Raw genomic sequence first — 23,235 nt, forward strand, 5'->3', positions numbered from 1 at the left:
TCTGCAGCTTCTGCGTTAATGTGCACCCCCACGGCAGAATGATTCTGCCTCGTGCCCCCCCAACCAGCCCAGTTCTTCCTCCTGGGCTGGTTTTTTTATAATTAAACACCCACAATTTTCTTCGTCAGCGCGTAGTCGATTAATAACCAGGATTGTGATTTTTCTGATAAGAACACTGACTGCAAATAAATCAGGGGAAAATAATTATGCATGAACGCGTTGGGTGAAATATAAATCATAGTATAAACGAACGCTCAAACATTGCCGCACTCCTTTGACTCCTGACTAATAATCACCAGACCTTAGTATTAAACTATAATTATATTCCGCATCGAATTATCCTAATCAGGATTTACTTAATGTGGTGTATTATACTTACCACTAAGGATGTTAAATTTGTCAGATACCCCAAAAAGTAACCTTTTATTTTAAATGCTGACGAACAACGTCAACTAAGTAATCAGGAAAATACGCGAGGACCGCGCACTAATGGAAAGCTGTACTAATTCTACACCACCTGTATTTGTCATGGCCCTGTGTGAGTATTTCACATTTGGGATGAAGAATCTTTTCTCCGACAACAACATTAATCTGTCGTTTATTCATCGAATTGATCAAGTCACTATCGGTATGGATGACACGCTAACCATTATGCTAGTGCTTGATATGTCAGGGACGGAATCGCTGCGTATCTTCAAAGACGCCGTCGACTTTCTCATCCAGATTAACAGCCGTAAACGCGTTGGCGTGCTGGTCAGCCGTTATAACTCCTATCTGACGTATTACATCTCGCGCAAGTTTGCTGGTAAGGTGACTTTTTTTAACTCCCATAACCTACGCTCCGGTCTTTTTCAGCGTAACTTCCAGACCTGGCTACGGGGTAAAACATTCCGTCCTATGCATACGATTAATCGCTACCGGGACGAACGTTATGGTTTTTCCCTGAAAGAATGGATTTGTCTGGTGCTTCCCCTTGCCGGGGAATCAATAGGCGAAATGTCCCGATGCATGAAAATACCGGAACCGACGCTGTATCAGATCAGACGCGGCGCGCTAAAAAAATTAGGGCTGAATTCCTACCGGCAATTCTGTGAACTGTATATCAGAGGGGAAATCCGCACGGAAAACGACAAAATTTTAAGGCAGAAATACTGACGCGTTTTTCGAGTTCACAACGGCTGCGAGGCAGAGCTATCTCATCGCGGCCATAATTTGCAGAAGATTGTCAAAGATGGTGGCCATCAGGTTTTCAAAAAGTGGGCCAAAGGAGTACATCATCAGCGATAGCGCCAGCAATCCAACGCTAAGTGAAATAGGGAAACCGATCACAAAAACAGAAAGTTGCGGCGTCAGACGGTTAATAATACCAAGTGTCAGGTTAATACAGAGCAGTAACGCCACAATAGGTAACGCCAGTATCAAACCGCTACTGAAAATAAGCCCCGCCAGTTTTACAAAAGCCAGATAAGCAGACGCATTGGGTAACGTAGCCACAACGGGCAAAATATCAAAGCTGCGGGCGATAATCTCCAGAAGGTAAAGATGTCCGTTGGCGATTAAAAAGATCAGCGTAGCCAGTAAATTCAGAAAGCGGGCGACCACAGGCATATTCTGTCCACCGGCCCGGTCATAGAAGGTGGCAAATGAAAGTCCCATCTGCAGGCCGATAAGTTCGCCAGCGTGGCGGACAGCCACAAAAATCAACTGAATGATCAACCCGGTGATAAGGCCAATAATGAGCTGCCCCGCTCCCGTCAGAAATCCCTCATACGAAACAATACGAATATTGCTGTCAGGCAATATGGGGGCTATCTGAAAGGCTATCAGTGCCGACAGTGCAATTTTGACCTTTTTGTTGATCGATTTGTCATTAAAGATCGGCGCTGACGTAAAAAGAGCCAGAATACGCAAAAACGGGAAGAAATACTGACCGATATGCAGGTAGAGATCAGCCAGAGACAGAGTGAGCATAACTAGCGAATCAGATAAGGCAGGCTGTTAAACAACCCGTGCATATAATCAAGCATAACGCTTAACATCCAGGGACCAAGAGCAATAATGACCACCACAATCAGAAGGATCTTGGGAATAAAAGACAATGTCATCTCGTTTATTTGCGTGGACGCCTGAAGAATGCTGATAACCAACCCGGCAACCAGAGACGCCAGCAATAACGGCGCGGCAATCATCAGACCGACTTTAATGGCCTGGAATCCCATCGCCATGACTTGTTCTTCTGTCATCTCTTTTCCTCGTCAGCTAAAAAAACTTTGAGCCAGTGAACCAATCAACAACTGCCAGCCGTCGACCAGAACAAACAGCATCAATTTAAAAGGTAATGAGATTGTCGCTGGCGGCACCATCATCATCCCCAGCGCCATCAAAACACTGGCGACCACAAGGTCGATAATCAAAAACGGTATAAAGATGGTAAAGCCAATCTGGAAACCTGTTTTCAGTTCACTGGTGACAAACGCCGGAACCAGCAGACTTAACGGTACATCTTCCGGTCCGGCGAAGTTTTGCTGATGAGCGATGCGGGTATACAACGCCAGATCATCCTGACGCGTTTGTTGCAACATAAATTCCCGCAGCGGCTGAATACCTTTATCGATGGCGACCTGAGCGGTGATTTTATCCTGACTTAAAGGCATCCATGCGTCGTCATAGATTTTATTAAACACGGGCGACATGACATAAAAAGTGAGGAACAGCGCCAGACCTAACAGCACCTGGTTTGGTGGTGTTGATGACGTTCCCAACGCGTTACGCAGCAATCCCAACACAATGATGATGCGTGTAAAACCGGTCATCATCAGCAAAATAGCGGGTAGAAAGGTCAGCGATGTCAGCAGGACCAGCGTCTGTACCGGTAAAGACCAGCCTTCCCCACCCGCCGGGCGAGTTAACAGAATGTCGCTATTGGCAGCGAATGCGCTATGTACAGGCAATCCGATGCCAAACACCATGACCAACAGGCCACAGATAATCGACATTACCCGCCATGATGGTTTTATTTTATTGTGACTTGCCATAACGCCCCCGCAGACTGTTTGCCAGCACTGTCTGAAAACAGTCAACCAGCGAGCTACGGGACTGCGGTTGATCAACAGCCGCAAAATTTTCTTCGACCGTTTTTTTGTCGATGGCGCTCAGACAGGAGATCTTTTCTGCCGTCACGCCAAGCAGTAACCATTGATTTCCCACTTCCACAAGAACCAGGCGTTCACGCGGCCCCAGAGACTGGCTGAATTTAATATTTAACAGCGCATTGCGGCCATTTTTTTTCCCTGAAATACCGCCAGAACGACGTAAATACCAGAGTAAAAGAAGTAACCCGAATATTATCAGGCAGAGGATACCGCCGGTATGCATCCATACCGACGACATGCTGGTTGTTGAAGCGGTGGGTAAAACTGTATGGGTACTATTGATCATTATCTGCTCAGGCGATAAATACGTTCAGATGGCGTAATAATATCGGTAATACGAATACCGAATTTATCCGACACCACAACCACTTCTCCCTGTGCAATAAGATAACCATTAATCAAAATATCCAGAGGTTCACCTGCCAGACCTTCCAGCGCAACCACAGACCCCTGGCTCAGTGCCAGAAGTTCCTTGATGGTCATACGGGTTCTGCCAAGTTCTACCGTCATTCTGACCGGAATATCCATAACCAGATTCAGGTCAGAGGCAATAGCTTTCGCCCCGTCCATCACGCCCGTCGTTCCTGCGGATTCGCGCTGTTCTTCCAGTGCGTCTGCCCAGGCCGTATCTGCGGGAGTAGAGGTAGTGCCCGCCTGTTCATTCTTGCTCATGCGAGCTCTCCTTAGAAAAAGGTGCTAATGCTGTATTAAAAAGTTCTTCTACCTGCAAGGCGTACTGATTGCTTGCACTGCCATATTTCCCGGACAGTACCCGTACGCCATCAACATAAGCTTCAGCGATTTCAGGTTTATCTAACGGCAAAACATCGTGTTGCTTCAGGCTCATAATTTGTGACAGTCGCATCTGGACGTCGGATAAATTCACCACCAGTTCCAGTTCCGTATTTCTGACCTGTGAAGCCAGCGTATTACGCCAGTTTTGATCTTCCTGCCAGGCGTTTTCCTGTGGTGGACTGGTAAGCAAAGAACGTATTGGCTCAATAACGTTGAAAGGGATGCAGATATCCATCTGGACGCACTCTGAACCCAGTTCGATATAAAACGGTGTAGTAATCACAATATCATTCGGTGACGACGTAATATTGGTGAATTTCACCTGCATTTCTGAGCGAATATATTCTGTTTTAAGACCATAAACCGTACTCCAGGCAAAGTCATAAGACTCCAGAGCAATTGACAATATACGCTGAATAATACGTTGTTCAGTGGGGGTAAACTCCCGCCCATCCGCTTTTGTTTTAAAACGTCCGTCACCGCCAAATAAATTTTCCACCAACATAAACACCATATTGGGAGAAAAGACGAACAGTGCCGTCCCGCGCAAAGGTGACAGATGAATCAAATTAAGATTGGTCATCACAGGCAAGTTACGCGCAAATTCATGATAAGGCTGTACCCGAATATTACCGGTAGTGACGTCCAGACTGCGGTGCAACACGTTGAACGCTCCGACACGAAACTGGCGGGCAAAACGTTCATTAATGAATTCCAGCGTGCTGAGTCGTTCATGAACAACGCGTCGTTGCGTCACCGGATCGTAAGGACGGATACCATCCTCAGGAGCCATGGCAGATAGAGTGTTTTCAGATGCGCCGTTACCATCGCCATTCAGAAGACTATCCACCTCATCCTGTGACAAAATATTGTCAGACATAGCGATTACCGTAAAATAAAGATGTTAAATAAAACATCGGTAACTTTAACCGTCTGTTTCCCGGATAGTGGACTTGCCAGTTCTTTTTCAACTTGATGAACCAGTTGCTGTTTACCTTCGCGTGTGCTCAACTCCTCCATCGTCTGCTGTGAAAATAGCATAACAAGGCGGCTACGAATTTCTGGCAGGAAACGTTTTAACAATTCCTGGGAGCGAGGATCTTTCAGACGCAGCGTCAATCCAACATACAGAACATGTTCTGTTCCATCGACACCAGGCTTCAGACTGACAGTAAACGTATCCAAAGGTGTATAAATAGGTATTTCAAACGTTTCCTCTATTTCTTCAATTTCCTGCTCTATTGTGCCTTTTTTAACATTGTTCTTTAAACTCTCCAGTTCTGTCCAGGTATAACCAAAACATGCGCTGGCAAAAACAAATGCCAGGACGGTCAGCGCTATGCGACCTTTGCTTTTTTTGCCACTCTGAGTGGTATCCAGATTCTTTTTTGACATCACAAAAATATACTCAGTAATTTGCACCCCGTTACACCCGGGACAGGTGCTGTATTCTATTACATAACCTGGTATTAATAATCCGGCAAAAAAATGTCGCTGCTGGCATTAAATTGATAGATAGATTTGACTTCAGACAACATTGTAAACGTTTGCCTGCATCCTTAATGAAAATGAATGTTGCAGAAATGATAAAAAAACACCACCTACGTGAGATTTATAACCAGTTGAATTTTAATATAATTAAAGATCAGGATCGATATCAACAGCCCGCAAAGAAGCAAGTTTAAACCCGGAAAAAATACCACCATAATAAAACAACAAAGCCCGGGAACCGGGCTTTCAGATAAATAACAAAATAAATTTATCAGACAAAAGTATTTATTCCGCCGGAACGACTGATCGTATGCAGAATTACGCCTGGTTCATCCGGTACGCTTTCCACACCATCATCGGATTGCATATCCTGTTCTGCTGTCTGATTTTGCGAACCGTTCTCCCACGAAGGTCTGGAGTCCGCAGCAACATTGGTTTGCCCAAGAGAGATCCCTGATTCTGCAAGGGAGTTTCGTAAATGAGGCATCGCCGTTTCAAGCGCAGCGCGAACCTGATGGTCGGCTGCGGCAAAATGAAGCTGCACCTGATCATTATTTATCCGCAGACTAATATGCAGACTACCAAGATCTTCCGGGTGCAATCTCAGCTCCGCATGATGAATCCCTTCACGAGTAAAGCAAGCCAACTGCTGACTCAAATTCTGCTGCCATTCCGTAGTCCCCACAGACGCTGTCAATACAGAGGGCTGCGCAGATGGGGATACCCCCACAGGCTCACGGATTTGAATGCTCATATCCCCAATGGTTGGGATATGAAAAGCATCCGCTGTATGACTTTCCTGATGTTGTACAGGCATCTGTTCCGTCGGTTGATTCGCCACCGCCGAATCCAGAGACGTTGCCAATTGTTCCGATGACTGAGGCAGTGTATGACCGGTATTGGTGGCCGACTCAAGATGCAAGGAATCGGGTTTTAATGGCAGCGATGAAGATGGATGAGCAACCGGTTTACCGACTTTCCCCGCAAACTCTGAATAGGCAACGGCTTTATTCAACGTTTGCGAATGGCTGGTATCGAAAGCATTATTTTGTACTTCATCCCCATTCTGTTCCGCTAAAAGTTCAGTTTCAGGCAAACTAACATCGGAACTCCCCTTTTCCGTTTGGGACGCCACATTTTCAGGCGACACCGACGTATTTTTCAGGGCGGTAACCAGTCCATTGCCTTCAAACATCGGTGACGCTGTCATTTCCTGGTTTATACCTGTTTCTGGTAATGGTGTACTTTGCGCCGGAAGCAGGTAAAACAGATTATCCATGACACCAGAGTGCTCCCCTTCAGGCGATCCTTTCCCTTTTTCTTCCTCGTTCGGTAACAGATTTACTGTCCCTTCCGACGGAAGATGAGGCTTCGGGATGGCGCCAGGAAGCAGTTTGCTGTCGAGTTCTGCGGCAAATGATGACGTGTCTGTGTCATTCTGCGTTACAGCGTGTCCATGCCCCAGATTGCCAGTATTCATAGGTAAAGAAATTACCTGCATTTTATTTTCCCCTCTGGCTGGCGCGGCGGGCAAATTCATCCATCATTTTTTGTTCCTGTCGGTTTTCTTTCAATATACGCTGGGCTTCGGCCCGGCTTTTTAATGTTTCAAATGCGTTTAACCGCTGACGATCTTTTTGCCAGTCACTGAGCGAGGCATCGACAATCTGTTGGCTGTTGTTCACCTGGTTTACCTGCTGCAAAACGACCTTTTCCAGCGCACCAATAAAACTTTGCCATGACTGGAGCGTAGACACTGACATCCCCTTATCGGCAATGGTGTTTTGCAGTTGGCGACGATATTCAGATTCGTATGTCTGTAATTGTTGTAAACGTGAGACTTCATTCTCATGCGACTGGCGCGCACGCCCCAGTCGCACCGTGGTGTCATTGAGTTTCTTTTCGGCCAGATCCCGCAAAACATCCATTGGTGCTGACGTTGCCATGATTATTCACCTGCTTCAGGGCCTCTGTTATCCGGGAATAACGCATCGAGCTGGCGACATGAAACATCATATTCCTGGCGTTCATGGATGCCCTGTTGCAGATAGCGTTCCATTTCTGGATATAAGGTGATCGCCTGATCCAGTAAAGGATCGCTGCCTCTGGCATACGCCCCTACGCTGACCAAATCCCGGTTCCGCTGCCACGAGGACAGAAGTTGTTTAAAACGCTGTACCTTTTTAAATTGCGCTGGTTGCGTAATTTCCGTCATCACACGGCTGATAGAAGCTTCAATATCAATGGCCGGATAGTGGCCTGATTCCGCCAGTCGGCGTGACAGAACAATATGTCCGTCGAGAATGGCACGAGCGGAGTCCGCAATCGGGTCCTGCTGATCGTCGCCTTCCGTCAATACGGTATAGAATGCAGTGATTGATCCACCGCCACGGATACCATTTCCGGCTCTCTCCACCAGGGCCGGTAAACGGGCGAAAACAGAAGGCGGATAGCCTTTGGTTGCTGGCGGTTCGCCAATGGCTAATGCTATCTCACGTTGCGCCATCGCATAACGCGTCAGCGAATCCATGATCAGCAACACATTTAATCCACGGTCACGGAAATCTTCCGCAATACGGGTTGCATATACCGCCCCCTGCATACGCAGTACCGGCGATACATCGGCAGGCGCAGCAATAACCACCGAACGCTGTAAGCCATCCTTTCCGAGGATATTTTCAATAAAATCTTTGACTTCACGGCCTCGTTCGCCGATGAGTCCCACAACCACCACATCAGCGGTGGTATAGCGCGCCATCATGCCTAACAGGACACTTTTCCCGACACCGGACCCCGCGAACAGCCCCATACGCTGGCCTCGTCCCACGGTCAGTAACCCATTGATCGCCCGAACGCCGACATCAAGCACATTGCGAATAGGATCGCGTTGTAACGGGTTAAACGGAGCGGTAAATAATGTTGCCCGATCACTATTACTGGGAGGAGGAAGGCCATCCAGTGGTCGCGCACTGGCATCCAGCACACGCCCCAATAATCCAGGCCCAACAGGAAGCTGCTTGCCTTGTGTTAACTTATCACCGCTATCCGGCGCCCAGACTCTGGCGCCAGGCAAGATGCCGTCCACATGTTCCAGCGGCATCAGATACAGCGTTTGTCCACTGAAACCAACAACCTCACTTTCTACACAACGAATACCATCCGGGCCGTCACGTTCAACAATGCACAGCGTTCCGATGGGTAATTTTAGTCCGGTGGCTTCCATCACCAGTCCAGTCGCGCGGATCAGCCTGCCGTACTGACGAAAAGCGGGTAACGTCGTCATCCGCGTTTCTTGCTGTTCCAGAGCACCCAGCCAGTTTTTGAGATGCGAAGTCATACACCGCCCCTGTTACGAACCAATTGACACAACGACTGCCAGCGGGTTTCCAGCGAGGCATCCAGTTCCCCTTCTTCCGTACTGATCCGACAACCGCCGGGTAGAAGATGAGGATCGGCACACAATTCCCAGTCATAGGCTGAGAGTAACGTCTCAAGCTGCTGGCGTACCTCTTCTGGTTCTTCCGCACTGATGGTCAGGCGAAATTTACCTTTCAGTAAACTATCTTCGTTGAGTAGGGTACGGATGTGATTCATCAGACTGGTATGCATTTTATCCGTAACGCCCTGCCCGCCCAACAGAGTACGCACCGCCATCAGCGCCAGTTGCACCAGGCGGGCAGGAATGACGCTGTCCATGTTTTCAACCGAGATCTGGAAACTTTCCATCACGCGGGAAAACTGTGAATTTAACAGCGATTGTTGAGCATGTATTTCCGCTAATCCTTGCTTAATGCCTTCGGCTTTTCCCTGTTGCAATCCTTCTTCGTAGCCGCGGCGGCGGCCCTCTTCTTCGCCCTTTACCAGTCCCTGCGTAAACCCTTTTTGCCCTTCCTGTTGGCGAACACGAGCAAGCTCTGCCTGCCGGTCCGGGTCAGACATTGGGTCTGCATCTGCATGATTTTCAGACTCCAGGTTTGGCCATGAGGAACTGCCCTGCCCGAGCAGATCATCAGGCCGCCAGGGTTTCCAGGTTGTCTCAGACGTAGACATCCTCACCTCCGCCAATCACCATCTCTCCGACTTCCACCAGACGACGTACCACCAACAGAATGGATTTCTGTTCTGCTTCAACCTGGGTCATACGTACCGGACCACGGGAATTGAGATCATCACGCATAATTTCAGCCTGACGTTTGGACATGTTGCTGAAGAACTTCTCACGCAGCGCCTGATCAGCGCCTTTCAACGCAACCAGCAGAGACTCGCCATCGACTTCCTGCAGCAGGCGCTGGATGCTGCGGTCGTCCATATCCACCAGATTTTCGAACAGGAACATCTCGTCAATAATTTTTTGCGCCAGTTCAGGATCAAATTCACGGAATGCAGTAAGCGCCGCTTCTTCCTGCTGAGTTTTCATCAGGTTGAGAATTTCAGCCGCCGGACGAACACCACCCATATTGTTGCGCTTCAGTGACTGACCGTGGAGCAGATTGTTCAGTACATCCGTCAGTTCTTGCAGTGCCACCGGCTGGACGCCGTTAAAGGTGGCAATACGCAACATAATGTCGTTACGTTCGCGTTCTTCGAATTTCGCCAGTACGCTTGCTGCCTGAGCGCGTTTCAGATGCACCAGAATGGTCGCAATAATCTGCGGATGCTCTTCCCGAATCAGGTCATACACCATATACGGTTCCATCAGACCCAACGTATCGATACCGTTGTTTTCACTATGGGCATCCAGCAGATTATCCAACAAGGCTTCGGCCTGGGATTCACCCAGCGCTTTCACCAGAACATTGCGTAAATACTCATCCGCATTGATGCTGATGGACGCATACTCTTCTGAATCGCGTTTGAATTCACTCAGCACCTGAGCAATCTGCTCATGGGTATAAGAGTGAATACTGACAATAGCAGTGCTTATCTGTGCCACCTCCTGAGGACTGAGATGGCGGAAGACGTCGGCGGCGCGGTCATCGCCGAGCGTTAGCATAATAATGGCGCTTCGCATGGCAGCATTCATGATGGTTTCTGCTCCTTATTCATCCACTGGCGAATAACCAGTGCAATAATCTGCGGTGCCTCATCGGCCATTTCACGCAGTTGCTGAGTAGTAAGCTCGGTATCCATGCGCTGTTGAGCCTTGGCAAGTTCGCTGTGTTCTTTTTTCTGCCGCTGCGCCGTTGCTTCGGCCTGACGTGCTTCTTTTTCCATTTCGAGCCGCTGGAGCAGCATTTCCTGATGTTTCACCCAGAATGGCCATACGGCTTTACGCCACAGCATCCAGGCAACCAGAGCGACTAAAAGATAACGCAGTACGCTAAGAACTAACTGAATGACATCCTGCTGTTGCCACAGTGGAAGAGCGACATCTTTGTCTGACTGGCTAAATGGTGTGTTAACCACATTTACCGAATCCCCACGGGAAGCGGTATAGCCCATTGCCTCTTTAACCAGATCGTTGATTTGCTTCATCTGCGCTGGCGTCAGAGCCGCCGGTTCTCCGGCTTTTCCTGGCAGATAATTGATAACAACCGCGACCGACAAACGTTCCACATTACCCGTGTTGCGGGTGATATGTTTTAGCGTTCTGTCCAGCTCGTAATTGGTAATGTCGTCATGGTTCTGACTGTAAGGTTGTAGGTTTTGGCTTACCGTCTGAGGCGCCGGGCGTGTCGCGCTATCTTTGGCGCCGCGTGCTGGCGTTGAGGTGGTAATCGGTGCGGTGGCGGCCGTAGGCGGTAGATTACTTAACGCGCCAGGTACTCCTCCAACGCTGCTTTTCCCGCCCTGTTCATCATGAACAACGTGGCGGCTGCGGATAGACATCTTGTCTGGCGACGTGTTGGGGGCATATTCCTCAACAGTTTGCTCATTCTGGGTGAAATCCACTTGCGCCGTAACTTGCGTACGAACGTTGGCGCTGCCTACAACGGGTGTCAGAATTGCCTGAATACGGTTTTGATAGTCATCTTCAACTTCGCGGATATATTTAAGCTGTGTTGTCTGGGTATTGTGAGTGTCACTGCCGGAAAGCAAATGGCCAGACTGATCCACAATGGTGACATGAGCGGCATCAAGGCCAGAAACCGCGCTGGCTATCATGTAACTGATGGCGTTGACTTGGCCTTCATCCAGTGTTCTGCCATTTTGTAAAGTAAGAGTCACTGAAGCAGTAGGCGCTTTTTGTTCGCGGACAAACAGTGACGGTTTCGGTATTGCCAGATGAATACGGGCGCTCTGTACTGGACCTAACGTCTCAATAGTACGAGCCAGTTCACCTTCAAGCGCACGCTGGAAGTTAACCTGCTCGTTAAACTGGCTAATACCAAATTTTTCCTGGTCGAGCAGTTCAAACCCTACAGAGCCACCTTTCGGCAATCCCTGCTGTGCGAGTTTAAGACGGACCTCATAAACCTGGTCTTCCGGGATCATGATGGCGCCGTTATGGTCAGCAAAGCGATAAGGAACCTGCATCTGGCTAAGCTGAGTGACAATCGCTCCACCGTCCTGTTCGCTAATATTACTGTAGAGAACTCGATAAACTGGCCCTTGCATCCAGAATAGCAAGGCGACAACAATTGAAATTGCTGCCGCCGCTGTGATCATAAAAATAATTCTGGGATTTGCCCGAATTCGTTCCAGTAGTGCCTTAAAATCAAAGGGACTATTTTTTTTATTACCCTGGGTTGTGGCATTCATGCCATATTCCTGTAAAGTTAAATGGTACGACTTCAACGCAGGTGTCATATTGCAGATGCAGATGAACAAACTGGTGATGAGTATTATTCGCGACAATTTTTCATTTAAGAAAATTTGCCAGATAAGAATTATCGCCTGAAACAGCCCTAAACCTAATCTGCAATAAGAACAGGTTTATGCTGACTTTTCCCACAATGCTGCTGAACTTCCGCCATGATAAAGTACGCCTAAATTAAACAGAGCTGATAAGACATCAGTATCAACTATCTGTTGTTAAGTGTCAGTAAGGTGAAATAACAATATGTCCCTAAATACAATCAATGGGGTAGTAAATCAGATCCAGCGTCAGGCAGGCCAGGTTTCTGCAATGCAGAATCAGCTTGCTCTGACAGAATCAAATGACACAGAAAATAAAACGCAATTTTCTGATGTGTTATTTAACAGCCTCAATAATATCAGCCAGCTCCAGAATCAGGCCAAACAAGGCTCTGAAGACTATCTGGCAGGCGTGCCGGGAGTTGGCTTAAATGATGTTATGGTTTCGATGCAGAAGTCATCTGTAGCACTTAACCTTGGTGTTCAGGTACGCAATAAAATGGTTAGCGCGTATCAGGACATCATGAATATGGGTGTCTGATTGTCGATTTTTCGTTTTAGTCACTCCGTTAATCCTGATTGTTATTTTCTGTTTTCCCGTATCACCTGATCACCGCCTGGCTGTGTTTATGATCGGGTGATACGTATTGAAACCCCAATCATGTGTTGAAAATAACTCTCTATCCCCCGCTAAATGCGGAAACACTGAGAAATAAAATTCCGCAATATGGCTAATCACTCTGAATTCCCTGCGCAAACTCTGAACACTCTCACGGATAAAGATTTAGCACGTGTCAGCGAGCTAATTTACCGCCGTGCAGGTATTGTCCTGAATGGTCAAAAAAAAGATATGGTCTATAATCGTTTATCCCGCCGAATCACTCAGCTAGGGATAAACAGCTTCAGTGAGTATATGGCACTGCTTGAAAGCAGCTCTGATGCGCCGGAATGGCAGACATTTGTCAACTCGCTGACCACTAACCTGACCTCTTTTTTTCGTGAAGCGTACCATTTCCCTATTCTTGCAGAACATGCGCGGAGTCGGCGCGGTATGTATAACGTATGGTGCGCTGCCGCATCCACAGGCGAAGAACCACTGTCAATTGCGATGACGCTGGAAGAAACGCTGGGTCGTAGTATTACGGGGCCTCGCATACTGGCAACGGATATTGATACCGATGTTCTGCGTCATGCCAAAAAAGGAATTTATCAATTATCCGATTTGGCTAGTCTGAATGAAAAACAGAAAAAAGACTGGTTTCTGCGTGGAACAGGAAATCACGGTGATAAAGTAAAGGTAAAAAGGGAACTGTTGGCATCGATTCATTACCAACAGCTGAATCTCGTGGCCCCGCAGTGGGATATTCCTGCACCGTTTGATGCTATTTTCTGTCGCAATGTGATGATTTATTTTGACAGAAATACGCAGGATATTCTTATGCGCCGTTTTGCAGAAATACTGAAACCAGGTGGAATACTTTTTGCGGGTCATTCAGAACATTTTAATACTGCAAATAGTCATTTTCGCCTGCGCGGCCAATCTGTTTACTGCCTGGCAAAGGGGTAACAAATGAAAAAGATAAAAGTGTTGTGCGTGGACGATTCGGCGTTAATTCGCAATATCATGACGCGAATTGTTAATCAACAACCGGATATGGAAATGGTCGCCACGGCGCATGATCCCATCATGGCCCGTGATTTGATTAAACAACATAACCCGGATGTACTGACGCTGGACGTTGAAATGCCGCGCATGGATGGTCTGGATTTTCTTGAACGTTTAATGCGTCTGCGTCCAATGCCGGTATTAATGCTTTCTTCACTGACCAGCAAAGGCTCTGATATCACTATTGCAGCACTGGAACTGGGCGCCGTAGATTTTATTACTAAACCTCAGCAAGGACTTCAGGAAGGGATGGAAAAATACAGCGATATGATCGCTGACAAAATTCGTATCGCGGCAAGCGTGCGGAGTTTCCAGAAAAGAACAGTTCCTCCCGTTATTCGCGCCCCGCTTATTGGCAGTGAAAAAATTATTGCCATTGGCGCCTCTACCGGTGGTACGGAAGCATTAAGCCATGTCCTCTTGCCAATGCCGCCGACATGTCCGGGAATCGTCATCGCACAACATATGCCACCAGGGTTTACCCGTTCTTTTGCCCAGCGTCTGGATAAATCCTGCCTGCTGTCCGTAAAGGAAGCAGAGCATGATGACCGCGTACTACCCGGTCATGCTTATATCGCGCCAGGCGGCAGACATATGGAGTTAATACGTAGCGGGGCTAACTACCATATCAAACTTAGCGATACGCCGCCTGTTAACCGCCATCGTCCGTCGGTAGATACGCTGTTTGAATCCGTTGCCCGAGTCGCAGGACGAAATGCCGTCGGTGTGATCCTGACGGGTATGGGTAACGATGGTGCGAAAGGTCTGCTGGCGATGCGTAACGCAGGCGCCCGAACCCTCGCCCAGAGCGAACGTTCATGTGTGGTATTCGGTATGCCCCGTGAAGCAGTGGCTTTAGAGGCGGTAACAGAAGTCGCCGACCTCGATGATATGAGCCAACAAATTCTCAATAACATAACCGGGCAGTCTCGCCGTATTTAACAGCCTATTTCGTACTTAGAAATTTTTCAGGATATACCATGACAGATAAGAATTTACGTTTCCTCGTTGTTGATGACTTTGCCACCATGCGTCGCATTGTCCGCAATCTCCTTAAAGATCTCGGCTTCAACAATGTTGACGAAGCGGAGGATGGTCATGACGCGCTGACGCGTCTGAAAAAAGAACCATTCGATTTTGTCATTAGTGACTGGAACATGCCGAACATGGACGGTTTGCAGCTGTTGAATGAAATTCGCCAGGATAGTGCGCTTAAAGCGCTGCCTGTGCTGATGGTTACCGCAGAAGCGAAGAAGGAAAACATTATTGCCGCAGCGCAGGCCGGTGCCAGCGGTTATGTGGTTAAGCCTTTTACCGCAGCCACTCTTGAAGAAAAGCTGAACAAAATCTTTGAGAAGCTCGGGGGATAATCATGACCGCGTCTGCGCAACTGCCACCAAAGAATCACGATCCAGACGTCTTTACCCGTATTGGTAATATCACACGGATGCTAAGGGATAGTCTGGTCAGTCTTGGCCTTGAGCGAACCATCATGGATGCGGCTGAAGCGATCCCTGATGCCCGCGAACGTCTGAATTATGTGGCAAAGAAAACATCGCAGGCTGCGGAGCGTGTGCTGAACAGTGTGGAAGAAACAAGACCGATGCAGGACGCTATCTCCAGCGGAGCTGAACAGTTAACACAACGCTGGGATGCCTGGTTTGATGCGCCTGTTGAACTGCCGGAAGCCCGTGAACTGGTAAAAGATACCCGGCATTATCTGAAACAGGCGACCAGTCTGGCCGGTAAAACCAATAATCAACTCATGGAAATCATGATGGCGCAGGACTTTCAGGATCTGACCGGTCAGGTTATCCAGCGCATGATGACCATTATTGAAGTTGTCGAAAAAGAGTTGATTCGGGTACTCGTAGATAACATTCCTGAAGAGACTGTACCGACGAAAGAAGTCGCTAATTCATTAATTAATGGTCCACAAATCGATCAGACCCAGGCAGGTGTAATGACATCCCAGGGCCAGGTTGATGACCTTCTCCAGAGTCTCGGCTTTTAATCTATGTAATGTCATTTTCCTCTGATAACCAGAACTAACGCGGTTAGCAGAGGAACCAGACCCAGGCAGGTGTATGTCAGAAGAAAGCGATCAGGAAAAAACAGAAGAGCCCACAGCTCACCGAAAAGAAGAAGCGCGGAAAAAAGGGCAGATTCCTCGTTCCAGAGAACTCACCTCCCTGCTGATTCTGTTAGCAGGCTGGTCGCTGATGACGGGTAGCGGAGAAAACCTTGCCCGCACGTTATTACAGTTATTGCATTCCGGGTTAACCCTCAACAGACATCAAATTGAGGACCCGTTAAGCATGATTCACCAGCTTTACGACATGCTGGTAATGATGATTCAGGCATTGATGCCCTTTCTGCTTGGGCTGTTTGTAGTGGGGATTGCCTCGCCATTACTGATTGGTGGGCTTCACCTGGGCGGTGGCCTGAAAGTAGATTTAAAACGCTTAAATCCACTTTCAGGAATGAAACGGATGGTTTCAGGGCAAATGGTCGCTGAATTATTAAAAGGATGTCTGAAAGTTACTTTAGTAGGAACAGGCTGTACTTTGTATCTTACTAATAATAAAGAGCATTTCATCCAGTTAGTGAGTGCTCCACTGCCTGAAGCGATTGGCCGCGCGATGGACCTGATTCTGCACTGCCTGATGATGGTACTGCTGTGCATTATCCCGATGGTTGGCTATGACATTTTTAACCAGATCTTCAGCAACCTGAAAAAGCTGCGTATGACCCGCCAGGAAATACGCGATGAATTTAAGCAGCAGGAAGGCGATCCGCACATCAAGAACAGAATCAAGCAGATGCAGCGCGCTATCGCCAGAAGCCGCATGATGTCCGATGTGCCTGAGGCGGATGTGATTGTCAACAACCCAACGCACTACTCCGTCGCCCTGTCCTACAAAGAAAACAGTATGAGCGCACCAATCGTGCTGGCCAAAGGCGCAGGGGAAGTCGCGCTGCGCATCAGAGAGCTGGGGAAAGAACATAAGATCCCGATGCTGGAAGCGCCACCGCTGGCGCGTGCGCTTTACCGACACAGCGAGATTGGCAGACCGATCCCAACAGAACTTTATAGCGCGGTGGCAGAAGTGCTCGCGTGGGTCTACAGCCTGCGTCGCTGGCGCCACACCGGCGAAACCAAACCCGTACCACCCCGGAACCTTCCTGTACCGGAAAAACTGGATTTTAACCACGAGATGAATACCGATGTCTGATATCGCCACTAAATTACGTTTACCACAGTTGAAAGATACCCAGTGGCGAATACTGGCCGGCCCGGTGCTGATCATGATGATCCTCGCCATGATGGTCCTGCCGCTCCCGGCGTTTCTTCTGGACACCCTGTTTACGTTCAATATCGTCCTTTCATTGATGATCCTGCTCGTATCCATGTTCACCAAAAACACGCTGGAGTTCTCGGCATTCCCGACGGTCCTCCTGTTTGCCACCCTGCTTCGACTGGCGCTGAACATTGCTTCGACGCGTATCATCCTGATGGAAGGCCACACCGGCGCTGCAGCGGCGGGTCGCGTCGTGGAGGCGTTTGGTCATTTTCTGGTAGGCGGTAACTTTGCTATCGGCATCGTGGTGTTCGCGATTCTGATCATCATTAACTTTATGGTTATCACCAAAGGTGCCGGACGTATTGCCGAAGTGGGCGCTCGCTTCGTTCTCGACGGGATGCCAGGTAAGCAGATGGCCATTGACGCCGACCTTAACGCCGGTCTGATCGGTGAAGCCGAAGCCAAGCGCCGTCGTAACGAAGTGACCCAGGAATCCGACTTTTACGGCTCAATGGATGGTGCCAGTAAATTCGTGCGCGGCGATGCCATCGCGGGCCTGATGATTATGGCCATTAACATCATCGGCGGCCTCGCTATCGGTGTTCTGCAACACGGCATGGCGATCGGACAAGCCGGTGAAACGTATACCCTGTTAACCATTGGCGACGGTCTGGTTTCCCAGATCCCTGCCCTGATAATCTCCACCGCTGCCGGTGTTATTGTGACGCGCGTAGCGACCGAACAGGATGTCGGGGAGCAAATGGTGGGTCAGTTGTTCCACAATCCTCAGGTAATGCTGCTGGCGGCTGGCGTAATCGGTCTGCTTGGGTTGATCCCTGGTATGCCTAATCTGGTATTTCTGCTCTTTACCGCTGCACTGCTGGGGTTAGCCTGGTGGTTACGCGGTCGCCAGGAGAATAATCAGTCGGCCAGCAAAGAAGATAAAACGCGTGACGAAATCCACGCTGAAGCCGCTCACGCTACAGCCGAAGCCTCCTGGGCAGACGTACAGATTGAAGACGTACTGGGGCTGGAAGTGGGCTACCGTTTAATTCCGCTGGTTGATAGCGATCAAAACGGTCAGCTACTGACGCGTATCCGTGGCCTGCGTAAAAACTTTGCGCATGAAATGGGTTTTCTCCCGCCGTCTGTACACATCTGTGACAATCTGAGCCTTGAACCAGGCAGTTATCGTATCCTGCTGAAAGGCGTGGAAATTGGTCATGGCACGATTCACCCTGAACGCTGGATGGCAATTAACCCAGGCTGCGCCGAAGGTGATCTGGACGGAACACCGTGTAAAGACCCGGCATTTGGTTTCCCGGCATGGTGGATTGATGAAGTACAGCGTGAGCAGGCCCAGGTACAGGGCTATACCGTAGTAGACCCGGCCTCCGTCGTAGCAACGCACCTGAATCATCTGATTACCCAGCACACTGGCGAACTGTTTGGCCGCAATGAAGCCCAACTGCTGCTCGATCGCCTTGAAAAAGATATGCCGCGCCTGGTAGATGGTTTAATTCCTGGCGTGATCTCTTTAACGCTGTTCCATAAAGTGCTGCAAAATCTCCTGGTGGAACAAGTTTCTATCCGTGATATGCGCACAATTATCGATACGATGGCTGAATTTGCGCCAACAATCACCGACCCTGATGATTTAACCGCTCAAATCCGTAGCCGCCTCGGTCGGGCAATTACCCAACATTGGTTCCGTAATAATAAAGATATCGACGTGATTGGCCTCGACAGCAACCTTGAGAAGATTCTCCTGCAGGCAATCCAGAACAACAGCATCATTGAACCGGGTATTGCAGACAGCCTGATCCGCCAGACAGAACAGGCTATCCTTGAGCAAAACTCGCGTAATATTCCGCCGGTACTGCTTGTCGCGCCACCGCTCAGAACCATGCTTTCCCGTTTTCTGCGCCGGATTTACCCACAGCTGGTAGTGTTGTCTACGCAGGAGATTGCACATGACCGAATGTTACATATGTCGACCTGCATCGGCGGACAAAAATAATGAAAGCCATTAATACAGCATTTCTGCTGCTGGCGCTCCATTCGTCATTATGCCTGGCTTCCGCAGGAAGCTGGAGCCAGCAGAGCAGCGGTGGCACGCTGACTACAGGCGAAGAATTACTGGTTGGGCGTGTTCTTCACGCCCCCACCGTCGTACCACGTAACGCGCCCGTGAAATATATTACGTGGAAAATAAATCTTCTTACTCCACCGCCACAGGGACTGGAAATCAATTTATGCAGTACGACCTGGTGTCAGCCCCTGCCCGCTCTCGCCGGCCATTTAACACCAGTTCGTCATTTATCGGCAGGCGGCGTTTTTCACTTTATTTATAACGTGCGCTATAAAGGGCAGTTAATACCCTCCATGACGGTGGTGAGAAATCAATTAACAATAGGCTACGGCTCACAATCGTGAGGACTGGCTTTAACATGGCAAGTACCCACCGTCCAGTGCGTCGATGGGTATGAGAAGTCGAATTATTCTCTTAGCGGAAAATCACTATTAAGCGCAGAGATTAACTCTTTCAGAAAATCACATTGGCTACAGTTGCGGTTTGTTTTCGATGCTGCGTAATAGACCGCATCTGACGCCGCAAATTCATAACCGGCTAACGTGCGTTTTTCTGCCATTAACTGTACAGCGTGACAGGGTGTCTGATATCCACTGTTTTTTGTATGGGCATCTGATACTGTGGCGTTAACGTCTATGACGAATCTGTATCCTTTGCCGTAAACAGTTTCAATAAAGATATTTTCTTTATTCTGCCCAAGTGCATTACGAATACGGTAAATGCTTCGCGTCAGCGACTCGTCGCTAACCGCAGAAGACCAGACATCATTAATAATTTTATGTTTACTGACCACGCGTTTTGCATTCGCTAATAAAACCTTAAGCACGCCAGCTTCTTTAGGCGGCAGATAAACTTCTTCCGCTCCGCAACATAAAAAACCGTCGTTTGTAAAAGAGAAATCACCAAACTGGAAAGTAGTATAACGTTCCTGTGTATTAATCATATTCACCATAGCTCCCTTATGTGAATCACTGTGGCGAGAGATATCCCCACCGTTAGCTCTGTTCTGCGCTTTCACAACCGGGCTAAAATAGTGAACAGTAGTTCTTCGTGTGCCGGTTAGTGAATGCTGTTACACCTCACTTGCATCACTGAACTTTATGACAGGATTATCCAATTTTGATGTGATATTATTTTAAATCGCGAATTTAATATGCAACTTGTTGTTTTAAAATGATTATTTATTTTTCGCGTAGCAACATATTACAGTTTAAGAAGTGAATTATGGATTCAAGAGATACGGTAGACGGCATTCTGCTTTCGCTACAGCATATGACATTAATGATAACGACTGAAATACGTGAGAGGGAAAAGAAGGGTCTGCAACACGATTCGGTTTAGTATTAACCGGAATGTTGATTTCATACTGACAGATTTTATTGAAAGAAGTGACCGCATGTGCGGTCACTAAAAAATAGAATAATAAATATTAACGGCATAAAACATCAGTTGGCGAAGGCACACTACTTGTTTGTTTCAATGGGGAGTCTGCGTATACCCCTTGTATTATATGAACCCAGCTATAACGCCCAGTACCACCATATCGATAAGCACCGTCGAGCGTATTTGGCAAATAGGAAATCCCTGCCCAAAGCGCCCCTTCATGCAGTCCATCATAATCCCAATTAAACAGATCATTTCTTGCCAGCCCGTCGTTAGAACCTAACGCTTTTGCTTCCGCCGAATTTATACAAACATTTTCAATACCAGCATATGGTGATACGATTACATTAGAAAATTTAACATAGCTCATAAAACGAAATGATTGAGACATTTGTACAATGCCCGTCATAGTATCAGTAAATTTCATTGAGCCTTCCATACCGACACCTGGTTTATCAGTAATCTGAATTTCCGTATTTGTTGCATCTAATACGATTTTTTGTTCGCCGGCAGGGGTCACACCTTCAACTTTCCAACGATGACTATCCAGTTTTTTCCCATTTGCGCTTGCGAAACCCACGGTACTGTTAATCGGTAAATAAGCACCATGTGCAATAAGCCCAGACCAGTCTCTGGCTTTATTGCTTATTTTATCGTACAGCTCGACTATCGGTGTAACCTTGACTTTTATCCTGGGTAAGACCTCAACATTATTAACGGTTATCACAGATTCAGCCTCTTTATCCTCCGCAGCATCAACGACTTTATCCGGGTGCACAATAACGGTCGTTTGACCGCTACTATCCGTGGTCCCTGAGGTTGTTTTTGCAGAATATCCCGGCTTAATATCAACAATCGCATTACTGACAGGTTCGCCGAGGCTATTGATCAACGTCACGCTGCATTTAATATCGGTATCGGCCAGCCCAACACAATCTGGCAATGATGACTTTGTACTGCTGATTACGCTGTAGGTATCAACAGAACCTGAGGCAATCGCATCCCCCTCAAAGGGAATGGTATTATTACTGTCTGTTCGCGCTGTGACTTGCGCGCGTAGTACATGACCTTTATTTGTTGAAGAGGGTGTGTATTGGGTCGTGGTCTGTCCTGGAATATCCTCCCACTGCCCTGGGGACGTTTCCACCTGCCACTGATACGTCGTCCCTGATGGGGAAGTATCTTCAGTATCACCATCAGGATCGCTGAATTTAGGTTCCAGCGTTAATGTATCCCCTAGGGTAAGTTCAGGGGCAGCCACGGGTTTATGCCCAGTTATCACCAGTGTTTGATCTTTTGCCGTTGTCGCATAAACGGGTATTGAGGTCGTCAGAACTGTCCCGGCAAGCGTCGACAACACAAATAATTGCCGTGTATTAATATTCATTCGATACTCTTTTCATTGCACTACAGAAGAAGCTAGTGGCTCTGTTATTGCCCGGGATTCAGACTGAGAGAAAGATTGAACCAAGCTACAATAGAACTTTAGATAGCGCTGCTGCAACGTAGAAAAGGTATATGACATCTTTTGTAGCATAACAGTTTCAGATTATCCCGCGGGGCTCTTGATACTTTACCAGGCCTGATCAGGCACAAAATAAGTTACTACATTGTACAACAAGTGAGAATAAAGTTAATGCTGTGATATGAGTACATAAAGAAAGGCTAATCACGGTTTAGAGATTATCAGCAACAGTTCATGTATTCACATTACCAGGCATAAGAACAGCTCTTCAGTAATGACAGGAGTAATAGAATCCGGAGAGTGCAGAAAGTGAAAAGAAAATAATTTTAACAACCAGGACATTTATTAACGCAATAAAATTTCTACTGATAAAACAAGTTTTTATAAAATGGATATATCAGCTTTCTTGGTTTAAATACCAGAAATAACCATTGAATACAATACTATGCAGATATCAATTTCAGACATAAAAGCTAAAAATGTACCACATGAAGCATTATCGCAATTATGTCTGTTCCATCGCCAGAAAGCGTATGATATGACAAATTCAGACATTTTGACTAACAAAAGGTGGAGTAACTCTATTTCATAACAGGATTTTTAAAATGAATATCTATGTCTGAAATTTCACCTATGTTTATTAAAATGTGCTTATCATCGTTACTCCTGATAGTCACTCTGGTCTGGACTCTCGTTTCGGCTCCGGCATGAAACGAGACGATTTGCTGAATCTCTTTCATCATATTCTCTAGTGCTTCATAATCGTTCATAGCATCACCTCACAGATTACTTATATTGTTTAATAAATTATCGGCAAAAAGAAGATTTGGATAAGTCGGAAGGTCGAGGCATACCTAACCGTGTAGACGTGTATCTGATCTCCTCCCTGAAAACAGTACCAGTCTAAACTGAAGTCTCCGGTCTTTCTTCCTGCTAACAGAGAGGCTTATTACCATGAAAAAGACCCGTTATACCGAAGAACAGATTGCGTTTGCGCTGAAACAGGCCGAAACCGGCACCCGCGTAGGGGAAGTCTGCAGAAAGATGGGTATTTCTGAGGCCACCTTTTACATCTATGGACTACCTCC

At 47.6% G+C, this 23,235-nt stretch carries 26 protein-coding genes; 10 read left to right on the forward strand and 16 right to left on the reverse strand.

Features of this window, described 5'->3' with window-relative positions; translation table 11 throughout:
* Positions 1–489: 489 nt before the first annotated feature.
* Positions 490–1,155, forward strand: a complete 666-nt coding sequence (locus tag FEK66_RS25185; RefSeq protein WP_135560342.1) for a hypothetical protein — start codon at positions 490–492, stop codon at positions 1,153–1,155.
* A gap of 36 nt (positions 1,156–1,191) precedes the next feature.
* Here FEK66_RS25185 and fliR read toward each other — a convergent pair whose 3' ends face one another.
* The 13 genes from fliR to fliF form a co-directional block, all read right to left on the reverse strand.
* Positions 1,192–1,971: a flagellar biosynthetic protein FliR gene (fliR, locus tag FEK66_RS25190; RefSeq protein ID WP_130209637.1), complete on the reverse strand. Its 780-nt coding sequence runs from the start codon at positions 1,969–1,971 to the stop codon at positions 1,192–1,194.
* 2 nt (positions 1,972–1,973) lie between these two features.
* Positions 1,974–2,243: a flagellar biosynthesis protein FliQ gene (gene fliQ, locus FEK66_RS25195; RefSeq protein WP_130209635.1), complete on the reverse strand. Its 270-nt coding sequence runs from the start codon at positions 2,241–2,243 to the stop codon at positions 1,974–1,976.
* A gap of 12 nt (positions 2,244–2,255) precedes the next feature.
* A complete protein-coding gene (fliP, locus tag FEK66_RS25200; protein WP_130209659.1) occupies positions 2,256–2,969 on the reverse strand; it encodes a flagellar type III secretion system pore protein FliP in 714 nt (237 codons plus the stop codon).
* 49 nt (positions 2,970–3,018) lie between these two features.
* Positions 3,019–3,438 (reverse strand): flagellar biosynthetic protein FliO, encoded by a 420-nt coding sequence (gene fliO / locus FEK66_RS25205; RefSeq protein ID WP_130209633.1) that lies wholly within the window; start codon positions 3,436–3,438, stop codon positions 3,019–3,021.
* A complete protein-coding gene (fliN, locus tag FEK66_RS25210) occupies positions 3,438–3,824 on the reverse strand; it encodes a flagellar motor switch protein FliN (protein ID WP_130209631.1) in 387 nt (128 codons plus the stop codon). Before fliN ends, fliO begins: the two co-directional genes overlap by 1 nt.
* The gene (gene fliM, locus FEK66_RS25215) at positions 3,811–4,827 is read right to left on the reverse strand and encodes a flagellar motor switch protein FliM (protein ID WP_130209629.1); all 1,017 of its coding nucleotides are present in this window, start codon (positions 4,825–4,827) and stop codon (positions 3,811–3,813) included. Before fliM ends, fliN begins: the two co-directional genes overlap by 14 nt.
* Positions 4,828–4,832: 5 nt before the next feature.
* Positions 4,833–5,369 carry a flagellar basal body-associated protein FliL gene (gene fliL, locus FEK66_RS25220; RefSeq protein ID WP_240725568.1) on the reverse strand — a complete coding sequence of 179 codons (537 nt, stop codon included), beginning with the start codon at positions 5,367–5,369 and terminating at the stop codon, positions 4,833–4,835.
* A gap of 340 nt (positions 5,370–5,709) precedes the next feature.
* Positions 5,710–6,939 carry a flagellar hook-length control protein FliK gene (locus tag FEK66_RS25225; protein WP_165383339.1) on the reverse strand — a complete coding sequence of 410 codons (1,230 nt, stop codon included), beginning with the start codon at positions 6,937–6,939 and terminating at the stop codon, positions 5,710–5,712.
* Between the two features lies 1 nt (position 6,940).
* Positions 6,941–7,384 (reverse strand): flagellar export protein FliJ, encoded by a 444-nt coding sequence (fliJ, locus tag FEK66_RS25230; protein WP_130209625.1) that lies wholly within the window; start codon positions 7,382–7,384, stop codon positions 6,941–6,943.
* A gap of 2 nt (positions 7,385–7,386) precedes the next feature.
* Positions 7,387–8,775, reverse strand: coding sequence for a flagellar protein export ATPase FliI (gene fliI, locus FEK66_RS25235; RefSeq protein ID WP_130209623.1), 1,389 nt, complete (start codon positions 8,773–8,775; stop codon positions 7,387–7,389).
* A complete protein-coding gene (locus FEK66_RS25240) occupies positions 8,772–9,488 on the reverse strand; it encodes a flagellar assembly protein FliH (RefSeq protein ID WP_130209621.1) in 717 nt (238 codons plus the stop codon). The genes fliI and FEK66_RS25240 overlap by 4 nt, the downstream gene beginning before the upstream one ends.
* The gene (fliG, locus tag FEK66_RS25245; RefSeq protein WP_130209619.1) at positions 9,475–10,461 is read right to left on the reverse strand and encodes a flagellar motor switch protein FliG; all 987 of its coding nucleotides are present in this window, start codon (positions 10,459–10,461) and stop codon (positions 9,475–9,477) included. The genes FEK66_RS25240 and fliG overlap by 14 nt, the downstream gene beginning before the upstream one ends.
* Entirely contained in the window at positions 10,458–12,140 is a 1,683-nt protein-coding gene (fliF, locus tag FEK66_RS25250) for a flagellar basal-body MS-ring/collar protein FliF (protein WP_130209617.1), read from the reverse strand. The genes fliG and fliF overlap by 4 nt, the downstream gene beginning before the upstream one ends.
* 301 nt (positions 12,141–12,441) lie before the next feature.
* On the opposite strand from fliF, the gene fliE reads away from it, so the two are divergent.
* From fliE to FEK66_RS25290, 8 genes are all read left to right on the forward strand, one after another.
* The gene (gene fliE / locus FEK66_RS25255; protein WP_130209615.1) at positions 12,442–12,777 is read left to right on the forward strand and encodes a flagellar hook-basal body complex protein FliE; all 336 of its coding nucleotides are present in this window, start codon (positions 12,442–12,444) and stop codon (positions 12,775–12,777) included.
* Positions 12,778–12,963: 186 nt separating this feature from the next.
* Positions 12,964–13,803: a CheR family methyltransferase gene (locus tag FEK66_RS25260; protein ID WP_130209613.1), complete on the forward strand. Its 840-nt coding sequence runs from the start codon at positions 12,964–12,966 to the stop codon at positions 13,801–13,803.
* Positions 13,804–13,806: 3 nt separating this feature from the next.
* Positions 13,807–14,844, forward strand: coding sequence for a chemotaxis response regulator protein-glutamate methylesterase (locus FEK66_RS25265; protein WP_130209611.1), 1,038 nt, complete (start codon positions 13,807–13,809; stop codon positions 14,842–14,844).
* A 38-nt stretch (positions 14,845–14,882) separates the two neighbouring features.
* The gene (gene cheY, locus FEK66_RS25270; RefSeq protein WP_130209609.1) at positions 14,883–15,272 is read left to right on the forward strand and encodes a chemotaxis response regulator CheY; all 390 of its coding nucleotides are present in this window, start codon (positions 14,883–14,885) and stop codon (positions 15,270–15,272) included.
* A 2-nt stretch (positions 15,273–15,274) separates the two neighbouring features.
* Positions 15,275–15,916 carry a protein phosphatase CheZ gene (gene cheZ, locus FEK66_RS25275; protein ID WP_130209607.1) on the forward strand — a complete coding sequence of 214 codons (642 nt, stop codon included), beginning with the start codon at positions 15,275–15,277 and terminating at the stop codon, positions 15,914–15,916.
* 73 nt (positions 15,917–15,989) lie between these two features.
* A complete protein-coding gene (gene flhB, locus FEK66_RS25280) occupies positions 15,990–17,138 on the forward strand; it encodes a flagellar biosynthesis protein FlhB (protein WP_130209605.1) in 1,149 nt (382 codons plus the stop codon).
* Positions 17,131–19,227 carry a flagellar biosynthesis protein FlhA gene (gene flhA, locus FEK66_RS25285; protein WP_130209603.1) on the forward strand — a complete coding sequence of 699 codons (2,097 nt, stop codon included), beginning with the start codon at positions 17,131–17,133 and terminating at the stop codon, positions 19,225–19,227. The genes flhB and flhA overlap by 8 nt, the downstream gene beginning before the upstream one ends.
* Positions 19,227–19,643, forward strand: a complete 417-nt coding sequence (locus FEK66_RS25290) for a flagellar protein FlhE (RefSeq protein ID WP_130209601.1) — start codon at positions 19,227–19,229, stop codon at positions 19,641–19,643. Before flhA ends, FEK66_RS25290 begins: the two co-directional genes overlap by 1 nt.
* 62 nt (positions 19,644–19,705) lie before the next feature.
* Here FEK66_RS25290 and FEK66_RS25295 read toward each other — a convergent pair whose 3' ends face one another.
* The 3 genes from FEK66_RS25295 to FEK66_RS25305 form a co-directional block, all read right to left on the reverse strand.
* Positions 19,706–20,242, reverse strand: a complete 537-nt coding sequence (locus FEK66_RS25295) for a winged helix-turn-helix domain-containing protein (RefSeq protein ID WP_165382798.1) — start codon at positions 20,240–20,242, stop codon at positions 19,706–19,708.
* Positions 20,243–20,728: 486 nt separating this feature from the next.
* Complete coding sequence (locus FEK66_RS25300; protein ID WP_130238204.1) at positions 20,729–22,069, reverse strand: hypothetical protein; 1,341 nt, start codon at positions 22,067–22,069, stop codon at positions 20,729–20,731.
* Between the two features lie 659 nt (positions 22,070–22,728).
* Positions 22,729–22,917: a hypothetical protein gene (locus FEK66_RS25305; RefSeq protein WP_130209595.1), complete on the reverse strand. Its 189-nt coding sequence runs from the start codon at positions 22,915–22,917 to the stop codon at positions 22,729–22,731.
* Between the two features lie 184 nt (positions 22,918–23,101).
* On the opposite strand from FEK66_RS25305, the gene FEK66_RS25310 reads away from it, so the two are divergent.
* Positions 23,102–23,235, forward strand: a 134-nt coding sequence (locus FEK66_RS25310; protein ID WP_171023585.1) for a transposase, incomplete at its 3' end; no start/stop codon positions are given.

The organism is Escherichia sp. E1130 (genome assembly GCF_005781065.1).
Lineage (GTDB): Bacteria > Pseudomonadota > Gammaproteobacteria > Enterobacterales > Enterobacteriaceae > Escherichia.